Raw genomic sequence first — 19,439 nt, forward strand, 5'->3', positions numbered from 1 at the left:
GGGCGAGTATGCCATCCGCTGGCCGGAGGGCAGCCGGCGGGCGATGCGCTCGCCGCAGCGAAATTGGGAGTGACACGTGGCAAATCCGTTCGAGAAGCTGCTCCGCGCGGGCGAGGGGCGTCTGCGGCGCCAGCTCCAGCGCATCGTCAACGCCGTGAACGGCCTCGAATCGAGCTACGCCGAGCTGACGGACGAAGACCTTCGCAACGAGACGGCCGAGCTGCGAGCACGCTTCGAGAAGGGCGAGTCGCTCGACGACCTCATGCCCGAGGCCTTCGCCGCAGTCCGCGAGGCCGCGAACCGCACGCTCGGCATGCGCGCCTACGACGTGCAGATCATGGGTGGTGCGGCGCTCCACCTCGGAAACATCGCCGAGATGAAGACCGGTGAGGGTAAGACGCTCGTCGCGACCTTCCCGGCATACCTCAACGCCATCGCGGGCAAGGGCGTGCACGTCATCACGACGAACGACTACCTCGCCAAGTATCAGGCCGAGCTCATGGGCCGCGTCTACCGCGCCCTCGGCATGACCACCGGCATCGTCATCGCGGGCCAGACCCCGGCGGTGCGCCGCGAACAGTACGCCGCCGACATCACCTACGGAACGAACAACGAGTTCGGCTTCGACTACCTGCGCGACAACATGGCCTCCCGCAAGGAAGACCTCGTGCAGCGCGACCACTTCTTCGCGCTGGTCGACGAGGTCGACTCGATCCTCATCGACGAGGCGCGCACCCCGCTGATCATCTCCGGTCCGTCGGCGGGAGAGGCGAACCGGTGGTTCACCGAGTTCGCGAAGATCGCGAAGACGCTCGAGCAGGACGTCGACTACGAGGTCGACGTGAAGAAGCGCACCGTGGGCGTGCTCGAGCCCGGCATCGAGAAGGTCGAGGACTACCTCGGCGTCGACAACCTGTACGAGTCGGCGAACACGCCGCTGATCTCCTTCCTGAACAACTCGATCAAGGCCATCGCCCTGTTCCAGCGCGACAAGGACTACGTCGTCATCAACGGCGAGGTGCAGATCGTCGACGAGCACACGGGCCGCATCCTCGCGGGCCGCCGCTACAGCGAGGGCATGCACCAGGCGATCGAGGCGAAGGAAGGCGTCGAGGTCAAGGCCGAGAACCAGACGCTCGCGACCGTGACGCTGCAGAACTACTTCCGCCTTTACGACAAGCTCGCGGGAATGACCGGTACCGCCGAGACCGAAGCCGCTGAGTTCATGTCGACCTACCAGCTCGGCGTGTTCGCGATCCCGACGAACAAGCCGATGGCGCGTATCGACCAGCAGGACCTGATCTACCGCACGGAGAAGGCGAAGTTCGACCGCGTCGTCGAGGATGTCGCCGAGCGTCACGAGAAGGGTCAGCCGGTCCTCATCGGCACCGTGAGCGTCGAGAAGAGCGAGCGCCTGTCGAAGGCCCTGGCGAAGGCGGGCATCAAGCACGAGGTCCTCAACGCGAAGAACCACGCCCGCGAGGCCGACGTGGTCGCCGTCGCCGGTCGTCTCGGCGCCGTGACCGTTGCGACGAACATGGCGGGTCGAGGCACCGACATCATGCTCGGTGGAAACGCCGAGTTCCTCGCCGTCGCCGAGATGAAGGCGCGCGGGCTCGACCCCGTGGAGAACGCCGAAGAGTACGAAGCGGTGTGGGACGAGGTCTTCTCCGAGACGAAGAAGCGCGTCGAGGAAGAGGGCGACAAGGTTCGCGAGGTCGGCGGGCTCTACGTGCTCGGCACCGAGCGGCACGAGTCGCGACGCATCGACAACCAGCTCCGCGGCCGCTCGGGCCGACAGGGCGACCCCGGCGAGAGCCGCTTCTACCTCTCTCTCGAGGACGAGCTCATGGTGCGCTTCCGCTCGCCCATGGCCGACAGCCTGCTGGCGCGCACCGACTACGACGACACGCAGGTGCTGTCGGGGCGGATGATCTCGGGCCTCATCAAGAACGCGCAGGCGCAGATCGAGTCGCGCAACGCCGAGTCGCGCAAGAACGTGCTGAAGTACGACGACGTTCTCAACCGGCAGCGCCTGGCGATCTACTCCGACCGCCGCGTGATCCTCGAGGGCGACGACATCGCCGAGCGCGTCAAGCACTTCCGCGAGGATGCGCTGACGCAGGTCATCGCGGGGCACACGGCCGCCGGCCACAACGAGAGCTGGGACTTCGACGCGCTCTGGACCGATCTGAAGTCGATGTACCCCGTCGGCGTCACGATCGAAGAGGTCGTCGCCGAGGCGCGCGGCCGCAAGGGCGGGATCGACCAGAAGGGGCTCATCGAGGAAATCCTCAGCGATGCCGAGATCGCCTATCGAAAGCGCGAGGAGTCTCTCGGATCCGAAGCGATGCGCGAGCTCGAGCGTCGCGTCGTGCTGCAGGTCGTCGACCGTCGCTGGCGCGATCACCTCTACGAGATGGACTACCTCAAGGACGGCATCGGCCTGCGTGCGATGGCCCAGCGCGACCCGCTGATCGAGTACCAGCGCGAGGGCCACGCGATGTACGAGACGATGATGAGCCAGATCAAGGAAGAGACGGTCGGCTTCCTCTTCAACCTCGAGGTCAAGGTCAACAAGCCCGAGGAGGGCACGACGCAGATCGAGGCGAAGGGGCTCGGTAACGAAGCGCCCGTCGACCAGCGGAAGCTGGCGTTCTCGGCCCCGGACGAGGACGGCGACGTCGAGGTGCACGCCGCGGACGGCGCCGTGATCGCCGACAAGCCGGACGCCGCCGCGGGCAACCGCGAGGAGCGCCGCAAGCAGGCGAAGAAGAAGTAACGATTCCCGGGGCTATGCCCGCCGTGGTGCGTGCTGCACCGCGGCGGGCATATTCTGTTTCAATGACAGCCCTCCGCACCCTCGACCAGTCCGCGAAACTGCAGAATGTTCTGTACGAGATCCGCGGAGCAGCCCTTGCCGAGGCCACGCGGCTGGAGAAAGAGGGTCACACGATCCTCAAGCTGAACACGGGCAACCCCGCGATCTTCGGCTTCGAGGCGCCCTATCAGATCGTGCGCGACATGCTTCGCGCGGTCCCGACTGCGCACGGGTACACCGATGCACGGGGCATCGTCGAGGCGCGCCGCGCCATCGTGAGCCGCTATGAGAACGTCGAGGGCTTCCCGCGCTTCGACGTCGATGATGTCTATCTCGGCAATGGCGTGTCGGAGCTCATCACGATGGTGATGCAGGCGCTTCTCGACCAGGGTGACGAGGTGCTCATCCCCGCGCCCGACTACCCGCTGTGGACCGCGATGACGAGCCTGTCCGGCGGCACGCCCGTGCACTACCTCGCCGACGAGAACAACTCATGGCAGCCCGATCTCGAGGACATCCGCTCGAAGATCACGCCGAAGACCAAGGCCATCGTCGTCATCAACCCGAACAACCCCACGGGCGCCGTGTACTCGCGCGAGGTCCTTGAGGGCATCGCGCAGATCGCGCGCGAGCACTCGCTCCTCATTCTGAGCGACGAGATCTACGACCGGATCCTCTTCGACGAGGCGAAGCACATCTCGATGGCGCAGGTCGCGCCCGATCTGCTCGTGCTCACGTTCAACGGACTCTCGAAGACCTACCGTGTGGCCGGTTACCGTTCCGGCTGGCTCGTCATCACCGGCCCGCGCGACCACGCCGCGGGATTCCTCGAGGGGATTCAGCTGCTTGCCTCGACGCGGCTGAGCCCCAACGGTCCGGGCCAGCACGCGGTGCTCGCGGCGCTTACCGGCGTGCAGTCGATCGATGCGCTGATCGCGCCCGAGGGGCGTCTGACCCTGCAGCGCGACGTCACCTGGGAGGGTCTCAACGCCATTCCCGGCGTCAGCTGCGTCAAGCCGGAGGGCGCCCTCTACGCCTTCCCGCGTCTCGACCCCGAGGTGCACGAGATCCACGACGACAAGAAGCTCATCTACGATCTGCTGAAGGCCGAGCACATCCTGCTCGTCGAGGGCACGGGCTTCAACTGGCCGACGCCCGATCACCTCCGCGTCGTGAATCTGCCCGAGCCCCGCGTGCTCGCCGAGGCCATCGAGCGCCTCGGCAACTTCCTCGCGTCCTACAAGCAGTAGTCAGAGGATCGCGATGCTCGTCGCGCGCCAGCGCCTGTCGTAGCCCTCGAGCCTCATCGGGATCGCGCGGGTGCGAAGAGGGCCCACCACGATCGCCGTCGCCTCGACGACGCCGTCTGCCGGGAAGAAGCACATCACCCGGCGCAGCGAGTAGGCCGGCTGGCGCGCCGTTTCGCCGCGCGCGCTGCGGGCGCGCGCCGCGAGGTTGGATCGCATGACGAGGTTCAGATATGGCTCTTCGGTGAACCATCGCGCCAATTGCTCGACGTCCCTCACGCCCGCGATCACCTCCAGCACCGCGCCGGCGAGCGTGCCGACGAGGGGAGTGGGATCCGGTAGCTGCGTCGCCGCGGTCGGTTGCGGCGCGAACATCTCCTGGATCTGCTGGCTGTGGCGATAGCGGGGCGCGGTCATGAGTCTCTCCGTGAACTAGAGATGAATGACACAACACCACCACGCGACACGCGCGGCGGCCCAGAGGAATATATACCTGTGAGGCACCCGTGCGCGACCTGTGTGCAAGCTGTATTGTCGCGGTATGTCGGACGCGCGATGGGATTCCCTCTTCGAAGACCTCGAGAACCAATTCGCCTCCGAGCGTGAGCTCGAGGCGGGCGCGCTGGCGGGTGAGGCCGAGCGTACGCGCATCGCGGCGCTGTCCTTGCGGGACCGCCTTTCTGCGCTCACGCCGGCCACACGCGTCGTGATTCGGGACGCGGCGGGGGAGTCGCACCGACTGATCCTGCGCGCCGCCGGCTCGGACTGGATCGCCGGCGTCGATGAAGACAGCGCCGGCATCGTCGTCCTGCGCGTGGATGCGATCGACGAGGTCCGGATCCCACCAGCCGAGCGAGCCGTGTCGCTGACGGGGCACACGCCGGACCCGTTGCGGTCTCGGATGGGGATCGGTTTCGTCCTGCGGCTGCTCGCGCGCCGCCGGGCGGCCTCCACCCTCGGCACCGTGCGCGGCGGGCGCTACACGGGCACGCTGTCGAACGCGGCGGGCGACCACGTCGACATTGCGCTGCACGACGCGGGATCCGCCGTGAATGCCTCACGCGAAGAAGCGACCGTCGCGATTCGCGCGATCGCGTGGATCCGCACGACCGACCGATCGGTCATCGAGCTCTAGAACGTGACGTTGCTGCCCCAGATCTCGGGCAGACTGGCGACGTTGGACTGATGCCAGAGAGCATGCCTGCGACTGGCCTCGTTCTCGTCGTCGAGGTAGTCGCGCACGCTCTGCTTCTCCACCCGCCACGATGCGGGCTCGCCCAGGCGCGTGCCGCGGAGTCGGCCCTCGTGGATCAGAGAGACGACCTCCTCCGGCGTGATGCTGAGGAGCTCTGCGACCTGCGCGGAGGACAGGAAGAGCGAACCCTGGACGGACGACATGGTCCCATTATGGGCCCATTCGGGGGTCACACGTCCCCCTGTGGATAACTTTCGACGCCCGTTCCCGATTTCTGCAAGCATCGGCGGCATGGCAACTTCCTCACGCGCCGCGAGCAGGCCCCGAGCGCTCTGGCTCGACGTGCGCTTCATCATCGGAATCGTGCTCGTCGTGGCGTCCGCAATCGGGGTGTGGGCGGTCGTTCACGCAGCCCGCACGACCCGCCCCGTGCTGGTCGCGGCCCACGCGATCGTGCCAGGACAGACGGTCACGGCCGCCGACCTCGTGGCGCTCGACGCGAGGCTCGGTGAGGCGGAGCCGAAGTACCTCGAGCCCTCCGCCCTCGCTGAGGGAATGGTCGCCACGCGCGGCATCGCGGAGGGCGAGCTGGTTCCCGTGGCCGCGATCGGGTCGGCCGACGACGTCGAGCTCACGAGCCTCGTCGTGCGCAGCGCCTTCGACGTGCCAGCCGGAGTCGTCGCCGGTTCCGCGGTCGAGCTCTGGGCGACGCCGCTGACGGGGCCGGGGGAGTACGGTGAGCCCCTCGTGATCGTGCCGCACGCCGTCATCGCCGAGGTGCGCGTCGACGATTCGATGGTCAGCCGCGCCGGGGCGGACCTCGAGGTCGTCGTCGCCCGCGATGACGTCGAGATCGTGCTCGAGCACGTCGCCGGCGGTTCGGCGATGAGCGCCGTCCCCGCCTCCGTTCCTCGCGCGGCGGCGCCCGCGGGATCCACGCCGGAGCCCTCGGCCTCGCCCAGCGAGGACCCGTCGTGAGCGTCGTGATCGCCGCCGACGAGCCGCACGGGTCGCGCCTGGTCGCGGCGCTCGGTGACATCGGCATCGAGATCGAGCTGCTGGTGCGGCCGGCCGAGCTCCTCGCCGCGACGACGACGCCCGGACACCGGGTGCGAGAGGCATTGCGCGACGCCGACACGGTCGTCCTCCACGCCACGCGCGGGGTCCTGGTCGCGACCGTCATCGCGCTCTGCGATCGGCACGGCGCCCGCATCGTCGCCCTCGCCGAGCGCGCGACAGAGCGCCGCGCCGTCGCGTCGTTCGGGCTCGCGGATCCGTTGCCGATCGACGCGTCCGGCGCGGACATTCGTGCCGCGATCGCGGCACCGGCGATCACCGCGCCGACGCGCGAGGGCGCCCGCGGGGCCGTCACGGTCGTCTGGGGGCCGCACGGCGCGCCGGGGCGAACGACCGTCGCGCTCGCGCTCGCGGCCGCCGCGGCGAAAGGGGGATCGCGGGTGGCGCTCGTCGACGCCGACACGCACGCCCCGTCCATCGCGCAGCGCCTCGCGCTGTCCGAGGAGGCCCCCGGGTTTCCCGTCGCGTGTCGGCAGACCGATTACGGCCTGCTCGACGGGCCGGAACTGACGAGACTCAGCATTCCGCTCGAGATCGGCGAGAACGCGATCGAGGTGCTCGCCGGCATCAACCGGCCGTCGCGATGGCCGGAACTCACCGCGGATCGCGTACGAGCGGCGCTCGATGCCGCCCGCGGCTGGGCCGATCACGTCATCGTCGACGTGGCGGCAGCGCTCGATACCGACGAGGTCGTCTCGAGTGATATCGACGCGCCGCGGCGCAACCAGGCCGCGCTCGCCGCGATCACCGCGGCCGACAGTCTCGTGACGCTCGGCGCCGGCGACCCGGTCGGGATCTCGCGCCTCATCCGCGGGCTCGCGCGCCTCGACGAGATCGCGCCCCCGGCTCGGCGGATCCTCGCGGTCAATCGCATGCGAACCGGCCCGCTCGGGATCGACGCCGAAGGGCAGGTCAGGCGCGCCCTCGAGCGGTTCGCCTCGGCGAACGCGTGCCACTTTCTTCCCGATGACCCGCGTGCCGCGGACCGGGCACTGCTCGGATCCATGCCGATCCTGCCACGCCGCAGGGCGCCCTTCGCGCACGCGATCGGGAAACTCGCGACTACGCTGTGAGGGTGTCGACACTCAGCGATCTCCTCGAAGCACAGAAGCAGTTGAGCGAGAAGGACATCGAGTGGATCCATCGCGTTCACGGCGACGGACAGCTCCTGGCCGACCTCGCCTCCGCAGACATCGTCATCTGGGCGCAGACGCCCGACGACTCGTTCCGCGCCGTGGGCCACGTGCGCCCGTCGGGCGCGGCCACGCTCTTCTATCGCGACATCGTCGGCGAGAAGGTGCGACCGCAGTGGCAGAGCCAGGTCCGCACGGCGTTCCGCGACGGCGAGATCGTCGACTCCTCCAGCCCCGAGTGGTTCGAGGAGACGCCGACGCGCGTGAAGGCGGTGCCGATCGTGCGCCGTGACGACGAGGGCACCGCGGTCATCGGCGTCATCACGCGGCACACCAACCTCAGCGAGGTACGCGCCCCCTCGCGTCAGCAGCTCACCTTCGACGAATGCGCCAACGCCCTGTTCGGCATGATCTCCACGGGTGACTACCCCGACATGACGGCTCCCATGGGGCCGCGCCGCGGAGCCCCGCGCGCCGCCGACGGCATGATCAAGCTCGACGTCGACGGCGTCGTGACTTTCGCGAGCCCCAACGGCCTCAGCGCCTTCAACCGCATGGGCTTCGTCGAGGAGCTCGAGGGGGAGACGCTCTCGGACGTCGCCCGGCAGATCATGCCTCCCGAGCGCGATGCGTCGGCCGACGAGGCCTCCCTGCCCGTGCTGTTGACGGGGCGCACGCCGTGGCGCAGCGACCTCGAGGCACGCGGAGTGACGGTCGCGCTGCGCATCATTCCGCTGCGCGACCACGGTGAACGCATCGGCGCGCTCGTGCTCTGCCGCGATGTCAGCGACCTGCGCAACCAGGAGCAGGAGCTCCTGACGAAGGACGCGACGATCCGCGAGATCCACCACCGCGTCAAGAACAACCTGCAGACGGTCGCGTCCCTGCTGCGGATCCAGGCGCGGCGCACCTCGAGCGAGGAGGCCCGCGAGTCGCTGTTGCAGGCCATGCAACGCGTCGCCGCGATCGCCGTCGTACACGACACCCTCTCCGAGGGCCTCAGCCAGAAGGCCGACTTCGACGAGGTGTTCTCGCGCGTGCTCCGCCTCGTCGCAGAGGTCGCGGCGGCACAGAACACCGTGGCCCACACCCGCAAGCGCGGCACTTTCGGCACCCTGTCGAGCGAGTACGCCAACCCCCTCGCGCTCGCCTTGACCGAGGTCGTCACGAACGCGGTCGAGCACGGCCTCGCGGGCCGCGAGGGTCAGGTCGAAATCGTCGCCGACCGCGACGACGACGAGCTCCGCGTGCGCGTGCGCGACAGCGGATCCGGTCTGCCGGAGGGCAAGGTTGGCCGCGGCCTCGGCACGCAGATCGTGCGCACCCTCGTCGAGGGCGAGCTCAGCGGATCCATCGAGTGGCGAACCATCGACGACGACACGGAGTTCCGCGGAGGCACGGAGGTCGCGATCGACATTCCGCTGCGCTGGGCGCGATAGGCGGCATTCCTCCTTCGGGCCCTCGCCGGTGTGGCGAGGGCCTTTCGCGTCGCCGCATGTTTGTATTACGGTGGAACTAAGTATGTGCTCGAGGGAGCACGCACGAGGCGAAGGAGCCACATGACAGTCATCCCGCTCACCGACGATTGGACCGTCACGGCGACGTCCGGTCCTGCCCCCGAAAACGTGGCGCACCGCGCGATCCCGGCACGTGTGCCGGGCAGCGTGCACCTCGACCTGCGGCGCGCCGGGCTGATCGATGAGCCGTTCGACGGGGCCAACGAGACCGAACAGCAGTGGATCGGTGACGTCGATTGGCGATTCGAGACCAGTTTCGAATGGCACGACGACGGATCCGAACGCCGCGAGCTCGTCGCCGATGGCCTCGACACGATCGCCACGATCACGCTCAACGGCGTCGAGGTGGGGCGCACGCAGAACCAGCATCGCAGCTATCGCCTCGACATCGGCAGCGCCCTCGCCGAGGGTCGTAACGAGCTCCGCATCGACTTCGCCGCACCCGTACCGGCCGCGCACGCCCGCTCGGCCATGCACGGCGAGCGCTTCCACGTCAACCACCACCCATACAACGCCATGCGCAAGATGGCGTCGAGCTTTGGGTGGGATTGGGGGATCGACGTCGCCGCGGCCGGCATCTGGAAGTCGATCCGCGTCGAGACCTGGTCGACCGCGCGCATCGCATCGGTGAGGCCGCTCGTCGACGTCGACGGGACGACCGGCATCGTCGACGCGCACATCGAGATCGAACGCGCCGATGGCCTGAAGGCGGCGCCGGTGTGCGTCGAACTCGCGATCGCGGGCCAGGTGTACAAGGTCGACGTCGCGGGAACGAGGGCGCACGCGCGCATCGAGGTGCCCGACGCGCAGCTATGGTGGCCGCGCGGTCACGGCGAGCAACCGCTGTACGACCTCGAGGTGCGGCTGAAGGGCGGATCTCCGCACGCCGAGCTCGACGCATGGCGCCGTCGCATCGGTTTCCGCACCGTTCGTGTCGACATCGCCGCTGACGAGCACGGCAGCCCCTTCGCGGTGCATATCAATGACCGCCTCGTCCAGATCCGCGGCGCGAACTGGATCCCCGACCACGCCTTCATCTCGGAGGTCGATCGCGACCGATACCGTCGCCGGATCGCCGACGCGACCGAGGCGAACATGAACCTGCTTCGCGTGTGGGGCGGCGGCATCTACGAGGCCGACGACTTCTATGAGCTCTGCGACGAGCAGGGCCTGCTGGTCTGGCAGGACTTTCTGCTCGCCTGCGCCGCCTATGCGGAGGAGGAGTGGCTCGCCACCGAGATCGAGGCCGAGGCCCGCGAGGCGATCACGCGCCTCTCATCGCACCCCTCGCTGGCGATCTGGTGCGGGAACAACGAGAACATCGTCGGCTATGCCGAATGGGGATGGCGAAAGGAGCTGAACGGAAAGACCTGGGGCGAGGGCTACTATCGCCGTCTGCTTCCGGGGCTGATCGCCGAGCTCGACCCGACCCGGTTCTATGCGGCCGGCAGTCCGTACTCCTTCTCGAGCTTCATCAGCCCGAACCTCGACACCCACGGCACCGTGCACATTTGGGACGTGTGGAACGAGAAGGACTACACGCACTACCGAGAGTGGAAGCCGCGCTTCGTCGCCGAGTTCGGATTCCAAGGGCCACCCGCGTGGACGACGCTCGTCGAGAGCGTGCATGATGCCCCGATGGATCCCTACGGCGAGCAAATGCTCGTTCACCAGAAGGCGAACAACGGCAATGTGAAGCTCGAGCGCGGCTACGGCCCGCATCTCCCTGAGCCGAAGACGATCGAGGACTGGCACTGGGCAACCCAACTCAACCAGGCCGCCGCGCTGCGCTACGGCATCTCGTACTTCCGCTCGCTCGCGCCCTACAACACCGGAACGATCGTGTGGCAGCTCAACGACGATTGGCCCGTCATCTCGTGGGCCGCGGTCGACTTCGCCGAGCGCCGTAAGCCGCTGTGGCACGCGCTGAAGGCCGTCTACGCACCGCGCTTCGCGACGGTGCAACCGTCTGGGGACGGCATCGCGGTGACGTTGCTGAACGACACCGAGCACGCGTGGTCGGGCGATGTCGTCGTACGACGGCTGACGTTCGCGGGGGAGGTGCTCGCGGAGGAGCGCATCCTCGGCGCCGTCGATGCTCGCGGCAATACCGCGCTCGCGCTGCCGGAACCCGTCGCGACGGCGGGCGATCCCACTCGCGAGGTGCTGGTCGTGGACGCGCCGGGCTTCGCGCGCGCCGTGCACGACTTCGCCGAGGTGAAGGAGCAGGCACTCGAATCCTCGCCGCTCGAGGCGACCGCCGAACGCGACGGCGATACGGTCCGCGTGCGGGTCGTGGCCCGCGCGTATGCGCGGGACATCACGATGCTGGCGGATCGCGGCCATCCGAACGCGAAGGTCGACTCCGGGCTCGTCACGCTGCTTCCGGGAGAGGAGCATCGCTTCGTCGTCTCGGGCGCGCCGGCGGATGCAGATCCGCAACGATTCGCCGCGCCCGATGTCCTTCGCCATGCCGGCGACCTGAGCGCCTGACGCCACCCCGCATCGCGTCCTCCCGGCCCGCTCGAGACATTCGAGCGGGCCGGGAGGACGCCTCTTTGTTTCAAATATCGCAAAACTGCTTGACGCGGTTCGTTTCACTGCGTAACAATGGCGTTCGCGGGCGATGATGTCGCACGCGCCCCTGCAGCACACGGGGTTCGTCAGCGTCGACGATCTCTTCGTCGTCGCAAGGAAAGGACCAAGGATGATTCTTCGCAGCACTCGCGCACGTCGCGCCGTGATCGGCCTCGCGGTGGGAGCCGCCGCGTTCTCGCTCGCCCTCACGGGTTGTTCATCGTCGGGCGATGGCGGAAACGGCGGCAACGGGGGAGGAGCCGCCGACACGCTCGTGGTCTACACCGGCCAGGCCGGCGATTACCAGATCAACTTCAACCCCTACTCGCCGACGAAGATCGGCGGCCTCGGCGCGATCTACGAGTCGCTGTTCTTCGTCACCAACGCGAACACGAACGAACCCAAACCGCTGCTCGGCACGGAATACGCGTGGAACGAGGACGGCACGCAACTCGACGTCACCCTCCGCGACGGCGTGACATGGACGGACGGAGAAGCGTTCGACGCCGACGATGTCGTGTTCACTTTCCAATTGCTGCTCGACAACCCCGCCCTCAACACGATGGGTTTCAACGGCGCGATCGAGAAGGTCGACGCCACCCACGTCACCCTCAGCTTCGACGAGCCGGCGTTCGTGCAGGCCCCGGATCTGCTCGGCAAGGTCTTCATCGTTCCCGAGCACATCTGGAGCGGGATCGACCCGACAACCGACGTCATCGCCGAGCCGATCGGCACCGGGCCATACACGCTCGGCGAGTTCAAGGCACAGGCATTCACCCTGACGGCGAACGAAGACTACTGGGACGGCGCGCCCGCCGTGAAGGCTGTGCGCTATCTCTCGCTCTCGGGCAACACGGCCGGCGTCGATGCCCTGAAGGCCGGCACGATCGATTGGCAGACGGGCCCGGTTCCGGACATCCAGAACGTGTCCAAGAACTACCCCGGCTACGACCAGATCACCATCGGGCAGAACCAGATGGCGCTCCTCAGCTGCTCCAACGCCGACCTCGGATGCGAGGGTCCGCAGACGGACCCGGCCGTGCGCAAGGCGATCTACTACGCGCTCGATCGCGGTCAGATCAACTCCCTCGCGTTCCAGGGCACCGCGAGCGACATGTCGCCGACCTTTGCGCTGCTCCCCGCGCAGGAGCAGTTCATCTCGTCGGAGATCGACGAGAAGTCGGTGCCCGACGCTCCGGACCTCGACGAGGTCGACGAGCTGCTCACGGGCGCGGGTTACGCGAAGGGGTCCGACGGTGTCTACGCCAAGGACGGCGAGCCGCTCTCGCTGACGATCGAGGTCGTCACCGGTTGGACCGATTACATCACGGCGATCGACACGATGAGCCAGCAGCTGAAGGCGGCCGGCATCAACGTGATCGCGGCCCAGTCGTCGTGGAATGAATGGACGGACAAGAAGAGCAAGGGCACCTACGAGCTCGCGATCGATTCCCTCGGACAGGGCGCCGCGAGCGATCCCTACTACCTCTACAACAACTTCTTCTCGACGGCGAACACGGCGAACGTCGGCGAAGCCGCGCCCGTGAACGTCGCCCGCTTCAGCGACCCCGCTGTCGACGATGCGCTCGCGGTGCTCAAGCGCACCAACCCCGACGACACCGCGGCGCGCCAGGAGCAGTTCGACGTCATCCAGGAGGCGATCGTCGAGAACATGCCGTACATCCCGATCCTCACGGGCGGTACGACGAGCGAGTACAACTCGGCCGACTTCACGGGCTGGCCCACGGAGGACGACCTCTACGCCTTCCCGGCGATCTGGGCATCTCCGGACAACGCCGAGATCTTCAAAGCGCTGAAGCCCGTGGGCGAATGAGCGCCGCCGTGATGACCCGAACCGGGGAAGGGGCGCCGCCCCGATGAGCTACTACGTGCGGAAGCTCGGGTTCTACGTCGTCGCCCTCTGGGCGGCGCTGACGCTGAACTTCCTGATCCCCCGCCTGCTGCCGGGGAACCCCGTCGACATTCTCCTCGCCAAGCTGCAGCAGCGCGGCGGCACCGTCAACGCGGAGACCCGGCAGGCCTATACGCTGCTGCTCGGGGGCGACGACTCGCAACCCCTCCTGGTGCAGTACGGCAGCTACCTCGTGAACACCTTCGAGGGCGACCTCGGGGTGTCGGTGACGTACTTCCCGGCCCCCGTGAGCGAGGTCATCGCGACCTCGCTCCCGTGGACCATCATGCTCATCGGTATCGCGACGGTCCTGTCCTTTGTCATCGGCGTGAGCCTGGGCGCCTTCGTCGGGTGGAAGCCCGGCACCTGGCTCGACTCGCTCGTGCCGGCGACGACTCTGCTCGCTGCCGTGCCGTACTTCTGGCTCGCTCTCATCCTGGTGTACTTCCTGGCATCGACGCTCGGGCTGTTTCCATCGCAGGGCGGATACGACGTCGTGCTGAACCCCGGCTGGAACCTGGAATTCATCGGATCGGCGATCTACTACGGCTTCCTCCCGGCGCTCACGATCGTGATTGCCTCCCTCGGCGGCTGGCTCATGGGAATGCGCAACATGATGGTCTCGACATTGTCGGAGGACTACGTCCTCACGGCGCAGGCGAAGGGGCTGTCGAACGCACGGATTCTGCGCGGATACGCCGCCCGCAACGCCATCCTGCCGTCGATAGCGGGCTTCGCCACGTCGCTCGGCTTCGTGGTCTCGGGTTCCGTCGTGACGGAGCAGGTGTTCTCCTACCCCGGCATCGGATCGAAGCTGCTCTCGGCCGTGACGAACAACGACTACGCCCTGATGCAGGGCCTGTTCCTGTTCATCACCATCGCGGTGCTCGGGGCGAACCTCGTCGTCGACCTGCTGTACGGCCTCATCGATCCCCGCACGCGGGCAAGGAGTTGATCGCATGACGAATCTTCCACCCGACGCGGGATCCGCGCCGGCCGACGCCACCCACACGATCCTCACCCGACAGCAGAGGTCGACGAAGGCACCGTCGGCGTTGCGCCAGATGCTGCCCACGATGACCCCATGGCTCGCCATCGGACTCGTGCTGCTCATCGGAATCGCCCTGTTCGGCCTCATCGGGCCGCTGTTCGTCGGAGACCCCGCGGCGATTCGCAACATCGGTCTCACCCCGCCCAGTGCCGAGTTCCCGCTCGGCACGACGCAGACCGGGCAGGACGTGCTGGCGCAGCTGGCCATCGCGACGCGCGGATCCCTGGAGATCGGCCTCATCGTGGGCCTGCTCGCGACCGTGATCTCGGCGTTCTTCGGCATCCTCGGCGCCTATATCGGCGGCTTCGCCGACGAGGCGTTCTCGCTGATCTCGAACGTGTTCCTCGTGATCCCCGGCCTGCCGCTCGTCATCGTCATCTCCGGCTTCGTGCCGGCGGAGGCACGCGGTCTGTGGACCATCGCGATCGTGCTCGCGATCACGAGCTGGGCCGGATCCGCGCGCGTCCTCCGCGCGCAGACCCTGTCGATCCGCAACCGCGACTACGTCGCGGCGTCGCGGGTCGCGGGGGAGCGGGCCTGGCGCGTCATCGTCGTCGAGATCCTGCCGAACCTGCTGCCCGTGCTCGCGTCGCAGTTCGTCTTCGCCGTGATCGCCGCGATCCTCGGAGAGGCGGGCCTGAGCTTCCTCGGCCTCGGCGCCTCGAACTCGTCGACGCTCGGCACGATGTTGTTCTATGCGCAGAACGGATTCGCGCTGTCGCTCGGCGCCTCGTGGTGGTTCTTGCCGCCGGGCCTGCTCATCGCGCTGTTCGGCATGGGCCTGTCGCTCGTGAACTTCTCCATCGACGAGATCATCAACCCCAAGCTCAAGACGGTGCGTCTGCACGCCCGCCGCGAGCGCCGCGCGAAGCGCGAGGCCCGCAGAAAGGAGCGCCGCCGATGAGTGAGCCGACCGCACCCCGCCCGGTGCTGACGATCGAGAACCTCTCCGTCGTCTACGAGGCGGACATCCCCGTCACGGCCGTGAAGGGCGCGTCGTTCCAGCTGGCGGCCGGTGAGATCCTCGGCCTCGCGGGCGAGTCCGGCTGCGGCAAGACGACCCTCGCTTACGCCGTCAACCGGCTGCACAAGCCGCCGGCGCGCATCGCGAGCGGATCCATCACGTTCCACGACGCGGGCGGGCGGGACATCGACCTGCTCGCGCTCGAATCGGAACAGCTGCGCGCGTTCCGCTGGGCGCAGCTGTCGATGGTGTTCCAGGGCGCGATGAACGCGCTGAACCCCGTGATCACGATCCGCGCCCAGCTCGAGGACGTGCTGAAGACGCATCGTCCGGGCATGAGCAAGACCCAGCGCCGCGAGCGCGCGGCGGACGTTCTGCGCCGGGTGGGCGTGGATCCGGACCGCCTCCGCTCATATCCGCACGAGCTTTCTGGCGGCATGCGCCAGCGCGTGATGATCGCGATGGCGATGATCCTCGAACCGCAGGTGATGATCATGGACGAGCCCACGACGGCGCTCGACGTGGTGGTCCAGCGGGACATCCTGCGGGAGATCGTGCGCCTGCGCGACGAGCTCGGCTTCGCCGTGATCTTCATCACGCACGACCTGCCGTTGCTGCTCGAGATCAGCGACCGCATCGCCGTGATGCTGCGCGGGGAGATCGTCGAGCTGGGAGACGCGACCACGATGTACCGCGAGCCGAAGCACGAGTACACGAAGAAGCTGCTGGGGTCGTTCCCGAGCCTCAGCGGATCCCGCGGGGCGTTCATCCGCACCGGAATCGACGAGGGGGAGGCCTCATGACCAGCGTGCACGTCACCGATCTGGTGAAGGAGTTCACGGTGCGAAAAGGCATCGGGCGCAGCCGCTTCCGCGCGGTCGACCGCGTCTCGTTCGATCTCGAGCCCGGCCGCACGGTCGCGCTTGTGGGCGAGTCGGGATCCGGGAAGTCGACGATCGCGCGGATCCTGTCGAAGCTCGAGCACCCCACGTCGGGACGGATCGAGGTGACGGGCGACGACGGCGCCGAGGTCGCGAGACGCGACTACCGGAAGAACGTGCAGATGGTGTTCCAGGATCCGTTCGCGTCGCTGAACCCGTTCCATTCGATCGCGCACCACATCGCGCGGCCGCTGAAGGTGCACGGGCGCACGCGCGGATCCGCGGAGACCTACGCCAAGGTCGTGGAGATGCTGGGCCGCGTGGGGCTCGATGAGTCTTTCGCCGCTCGTCGCCCGCACGAGCTCTCAGGAGGCCAGCGGCAGCGCGTCGCGATCGCCCGCGCGCTCGCGCCCGGCGCGCAGGTGGTTCTGGCCGACGAGCCCGTGTCGATGCTCGACGTGTCGATCCGCCTCGACGTGCTGAATCTCATGGGCCGGCTCCAGCGCGAGGACGACCTGGCCGTGCTCTACATCACGCACGACCTCGCCACCGCCCGGCACTTCTCCGACGAGATCCTCGTGCTCTACAAGGGGCGCGTCGTCGAGAGGGGGCCGTCGGATGCCGTGATCCTGGATCCGCGCCACGACTACACCCGGCTGCTCGCCTCGAGCGCGCCCGACCCCGAGCGGGTCGGAAAGGTCGTGAGCGGCGAGGCCGTCACGGACCGCTCGAGGCTCGACAACTCGCGCTGCTTCAACCACTTCACCGGCGCATGGGAGGAGGCCGAGGCGCGCGTCTCGGCCTGAGCGGTTGCAGAAGAGGGGGAGCCGCGGCTCCCCCTCTTCTGCGTGCCTCAGACCGCGCGGATCTCGAGCACGCGGGCGCTCGGCTCGACCGTCGGGGCCGTGACGGTCAGCACCGCGGTCTCCGCGTCCCAGCTCCATGCCCAGCCGCCGGCGTCGGCGGGGAAGAGCGGGGCGACCTCGACATCGCGCCCGGCCGCCCAGGGCAGCCGCAAGCCCGCCGCGGCGTCGCCCGCGCGACGCCAGACGGAGACGTAGGCGTGGTCGCCCGAGTGCAGGCCGAGGCACGTCCAATCGGCGTCCCATGCCGGCAGGCCGAGCGGCCACACCGGCAGACGGTCGCGGATGTCGCCCAACACGACGCGATGGGCTGCAATGGCCTCGCGCACGGCGGCGACCTCCTGCGGCGTCATGCGGTTGAGGTAGCCCGAGAGGTACATCCGCCCGAGCACACCGTTCACGAGGCAGAAGGTGCGCAGCTCGTCGCTCATGCCGGCCTGAGGATAGGCCCAGTTACCCGCCTGCTCCGGCAGGATCGCGGCGGGCGCCGCGGCGGCGATCGTCGCGTAGCGAATGGGGTTCTGTTGGTCGGACGTCGATTGAACGTGCAGGCGCGACAGCATCGCATAGTCCATGCGCATCGCGCCGGAGGCGCACGCCTCGATGATGAGCTCCGGGTGGCGCTCCTGCACACCGTCGAGCCATTCCAACAGGGCACGAGCATGCTCGAGAAGGCCCTGCCCGGGCGCGAGGCCGTACAGGTCGGATCCCGGCCCCGTCATCGTGTTCTCGTCCATCTTGATGAACCCGACACCGTACTCGTTCACGAGGCGGTCGACGACGGCGTCGAGGTGGGCGCGCGCGGCGGGGTGGCGCAGGTCGAGCAGGTGCCTGCCGTGTTCGGCGATGCGCACGCCTGCGCGCTGGAAGAAGGCCCCGTCGGGCAGCGTCGTGGCGAGCGGGGAACGCACCCCGATGACCTCGGGTTCCAGCCACAGTCCCGGCACCATGCCGCGCTCGCGGATCCGGCCCGTCACCTCCGCGATGCCGCCGGGGAAGCGCGTGGCGGACGGCAGCCATTCGCCGACGCCGTCCCACCAGCTACCGTCGGCGTACCAGCCGGCGTCGATGCAGAAGATGTCCGCGCCGGCCTCCGCCGCGGCATCGATGAGGGGGAGGAGCTTCTCGGTCGTGGGGTCGCCCATCAGCGTGTTCATGTAGTCGTTGAACACGACCGGGAGTGATTCGTCGGCGGGGCGGGGGAGGCGGATCGCGCGGCGCTGTCGAGCGAGCACGCGTAACGCGTCATCGAGGCCGCCCGCCGCAACGGCGAGCGACACCGGGACCGTGCGGAACGATCCGCCGTCCCTCAGTCGCACGCTCCACTGATGCTCCTGATCGGTCGGTCCCGTCAACGCCAGGTAGGCGCCGCGGCCGGTCTCGCCGATCTCGGCCGTCCACGGGCCGTTGTGCTCGACCTGCCAGGCGAGGGCGTACGACGCGTCGGTCGCCGCGGGCGCGCCCGCGGGTACCTGCTCGCCGCTGGACCAGGATCCGCGGTTGCCGAGTGCGAGGCGGGTTCGGGGCGCTTGGTGGTTGTGCGCGGCGCGATCGACGTCGATGAGCCCCGCCTCCCGGAGCGGTTCGACGCGCCAGCGATTCTCGGCGATCCAGTCGTTGTCGGCGCGGGCGACGACGATGTCGTCGACGGATTCGACCCCGGCGTCGTCGAGGAAGGAGCCGATCGCGACGCTCGTGACGGCGTCGATGACGAGGTCGCCGGCGACCTCGATCTCGGTCCACGTGCGCACGGCCGGCGCGGACTCATGCGCCTCGAACACGCTCGTTGCCCGCACGCCCCGAGAAGGATCCGCCTGCACGACCCGCAGGGTGTGCCATGGGCCGTCGACGCTCTGATCATGCGACACATGACGCAGCTCCGCCCCGATGACCGTGTCGACGCGGCGGAAGCTCCCGGGGAAGCGGCCGTGCCCGAGGGCGGTCATCTCGACAAGGGGTTGCGCGGCGAGGCGTGCGTCGGGAGCGGGCGCCCCCGCCGGTCGAATCGACGTGATCGCGACGGGAGCGGACGCGTCGATCGCGAGGTCGAGGGCGACGCATGGTGCGCGCCAGCAGAGCAGGGTCGGGGACTCGGGCATGGGATCCTCTTCGATCTCGGGTGAGTGGATCCGGCGTATTCGGCCGGACGGTGACATCCTGGCAAACGAGACACCCCGCTTGCGAGGTATTAAGTTTAGTAA

At 68.3% G+C, this 19,439-nt stretch carries 15 protein-coding genes; 12 read left to right on the forward strand and 3 right to left on the reverse strand.

Annotated elements, in window-relative coordinates; all coding sequences use genetic code 11:
• Positions 1-76: 76 nt before the first annotated feature.
• On the forward strand, positions 77-2,782 hold the full coding sequence (gene secA / locus IEX05_RS07340; protein ID WP_188700708.1) for a preprotein translocase subunit SecA: 2,706 nt from the start codon (positions 77-79) through the stop codon (positions 2,780-2,782).
• Positions 2,783-2,844: 62 nt separating this feature from the next.
• Complete coding sequence (locus tag IEX05_RS07345; protein WP_188700709.1) at positions 2,845-4,071, forward strand: pyridoxal phosphate-dependent aminotransferase; 1,227 nt, start codon at positions 2,845-2,847, stop codon at positions 4,069-4,071.
• On the opposite strand, the gene IEX05_RS07350 is transcribed toward IEX05_RS07345, so the two are convergent.
• Positions 4,072-4,485, reverse strand: a complete 414-nt coding sequence (locus tag IEX05_RS07350; RefSeq protein ID WP_188700710.1) for an Rv3235 family protein — start codon at positions 4,483-4,485, stop codon at positions 4,072-4,074.
• A 124-nt stretch (positions 4,486-4,609) separates the two neighbouring features.
• On the opposite strand from IEX05_RS07350, the gene IEX05_RS07355 reads away from it, so the two are divergent.
• The gene (locus IEX05_RS07355; RefSeq protein ID WP_188700711.1) at positions 4,610-5,203 is read left to right on the forward strand and encodes a hypothetical protein; all 594 of its coding nucleotides are present in this window, start codon (positions 4,610-4,612) and stop codon (positions 5,201-5,203) included.
• Here IEX05_RS07355 and IEX05_RS07360 read toward each other — a convergent pair.
• Positions 5,200-5,466, reverse strand: a complete 267-nt coding sequence (locus IEX05_RS07360) for a helix-turn-helix domain-containing protein (protein WP_188700712.1) — start codon at positions 5,464-5,466, stop codon at positions 5,200-5,202. The genes IEX05_RS07355 and IEX05_RS07360 overlap by 4 nt on opposite strands.
• An 88-nt stretch (positions 5,467-5,554) precedes the next feature.
• On the opposite strand from IEX05_RS07360, the gene IEX05_RS07365 reads away from it, so the two are divergent.
• The 9 genes from IEX05_RS07365 (at position 5,555) to IEX05_RS07405 (ending at position 17,181) form a co-directional block, all read left to right on the forward strand.
• Entirely contained in the window at positions 5,555-6,241 is a 687-nt protein-coding gene (locus IEX05_RS07365) for an SAF domain-containing protein (protein WP_188700713.1), read from the forward strand.
• A complete protein-coding gene (locus IEX05_RS07370; protein ID WP_188700714.1) occupies positions 6,238-7,413 on the forward strand; it encodes a CpaE/TadZ family protein in 1,176 nt (391 codons plus the stop codon). The genes IEX05_RS07365 and IEX05_RS07370 overlap by 4 nt, the downstream gene beginning before the upstream one ends.
• A 2-nt stretch (positions 7,414-7,415) precedes the next feature.
• Positions 7,416-8,912, forward strand: coding sequence for a sensor histidine kinase (locus IEX05_RS07375; RefSeq protein WP_188700715.1), 1,497 nt, complete (start codon positions 7,416-7,418; stop codon positions 8,910-8,912).
• Positions 8,913-9,032: 120 nt separating this feature from the next.
• On the forward strand, positions 9,033-11,483 hold the full coding sequence (locus tag IEX05_RS07380) for a glycoside hydrolase family 2 protein (RefSeq protein WP_188700716.1): 2,451 nt from the start codon (positions 9,033-9,035) through the stop codon (positions 11,481-11,483).
• 214 nt (positions 11,484-11,697) lie between these two features.
• The gene (locus IEX05_RS07385) at positions 11,698-13,401 is read left to right on the forward strand and encodes an ABC transporter substrate-binding protein (RefSeq protein ID WP_188700717.1); all 1,704 of its coding nucleotides are present in this window, start codon (positions 11,698-11,700) and stop codon (positions 13,399-13,401) included.
• Positions 13,402-13,444: 43 nt separating this feature from the next.
• Positions 13,445-14,434, forward strand: a complete 990-nt coding sequence (locus IEX05_RS07390) for an ABC transporter permease (protein WP_188700718.1) — start codon at positions 13,445-13,447, stop codon at positions 14,432-14,434.
• Positions 14,435-14,438: 4 nt separating this feature from the next.
• Positions 14,439-15,434, forward strand: coding sequence for an ABC transporter permease (locus IEX05_RS07395; RefSeq protein WP_188700719.1), 996 nt, complete (start codon positions 14,439-14,441; stop codon positions 15,432-15,434).
• Positions 15,431-16,297: an ABC transporter ATP-binding protein gene (locus tag IEX05_RS07400; RefSeq protein WP_188700720.1), complete on the forward strand. Its 867-nt coding sequence runs from the start codon at positions 15,431-15,433 to the stop codon at positions 16,295-16,297. The genes IEX05_RS07395 and IEX05_RS07400 overlap by 4 nt, the downstream gene beginning before the upstream one ends.
• Positions 16,294-17,181, forward strand: coding sequence for an ABC transporter ATP-binding protein (locus tag IEX05_RS07405; RefSeq protein WP_188700721.1), 888 nt, complete (start codon positions 16,294-16,296; stop codon positions 17,179-17,181). The genes IEX05_RS07400 and IEX05_RS07405 overlap by 4 nt, the downstream gene beginning before the upstream one ends.
• Before the next feature lie 47 nt (positions 17,182-17,228).
• Here the strand turns inward: IEX05_RS07405 and IEX05_RS07410 are convergent, their stop codons facing one another.
• Entirely contained in the window at positions 17,229-19,337 is a 2,109-nt protein-coding gene (locus IEX05_RS07410; protein ID WP_188700722.1) for a glycoside hydrolase family 36 protein, read from the reverse strand.
• Between the last annotated feature and the right edge of the window lie 102 nt (positions 19,338-19,439).

The organism is Microbacterium nanhaiense (assembly GCF_014646015.1).
GTDB lineage: Bacteria > Actinomycetota > Actinomycetes > Actinomycetales > Microbacteriaceae > Microbacterium > Microbacterium nanhaiense.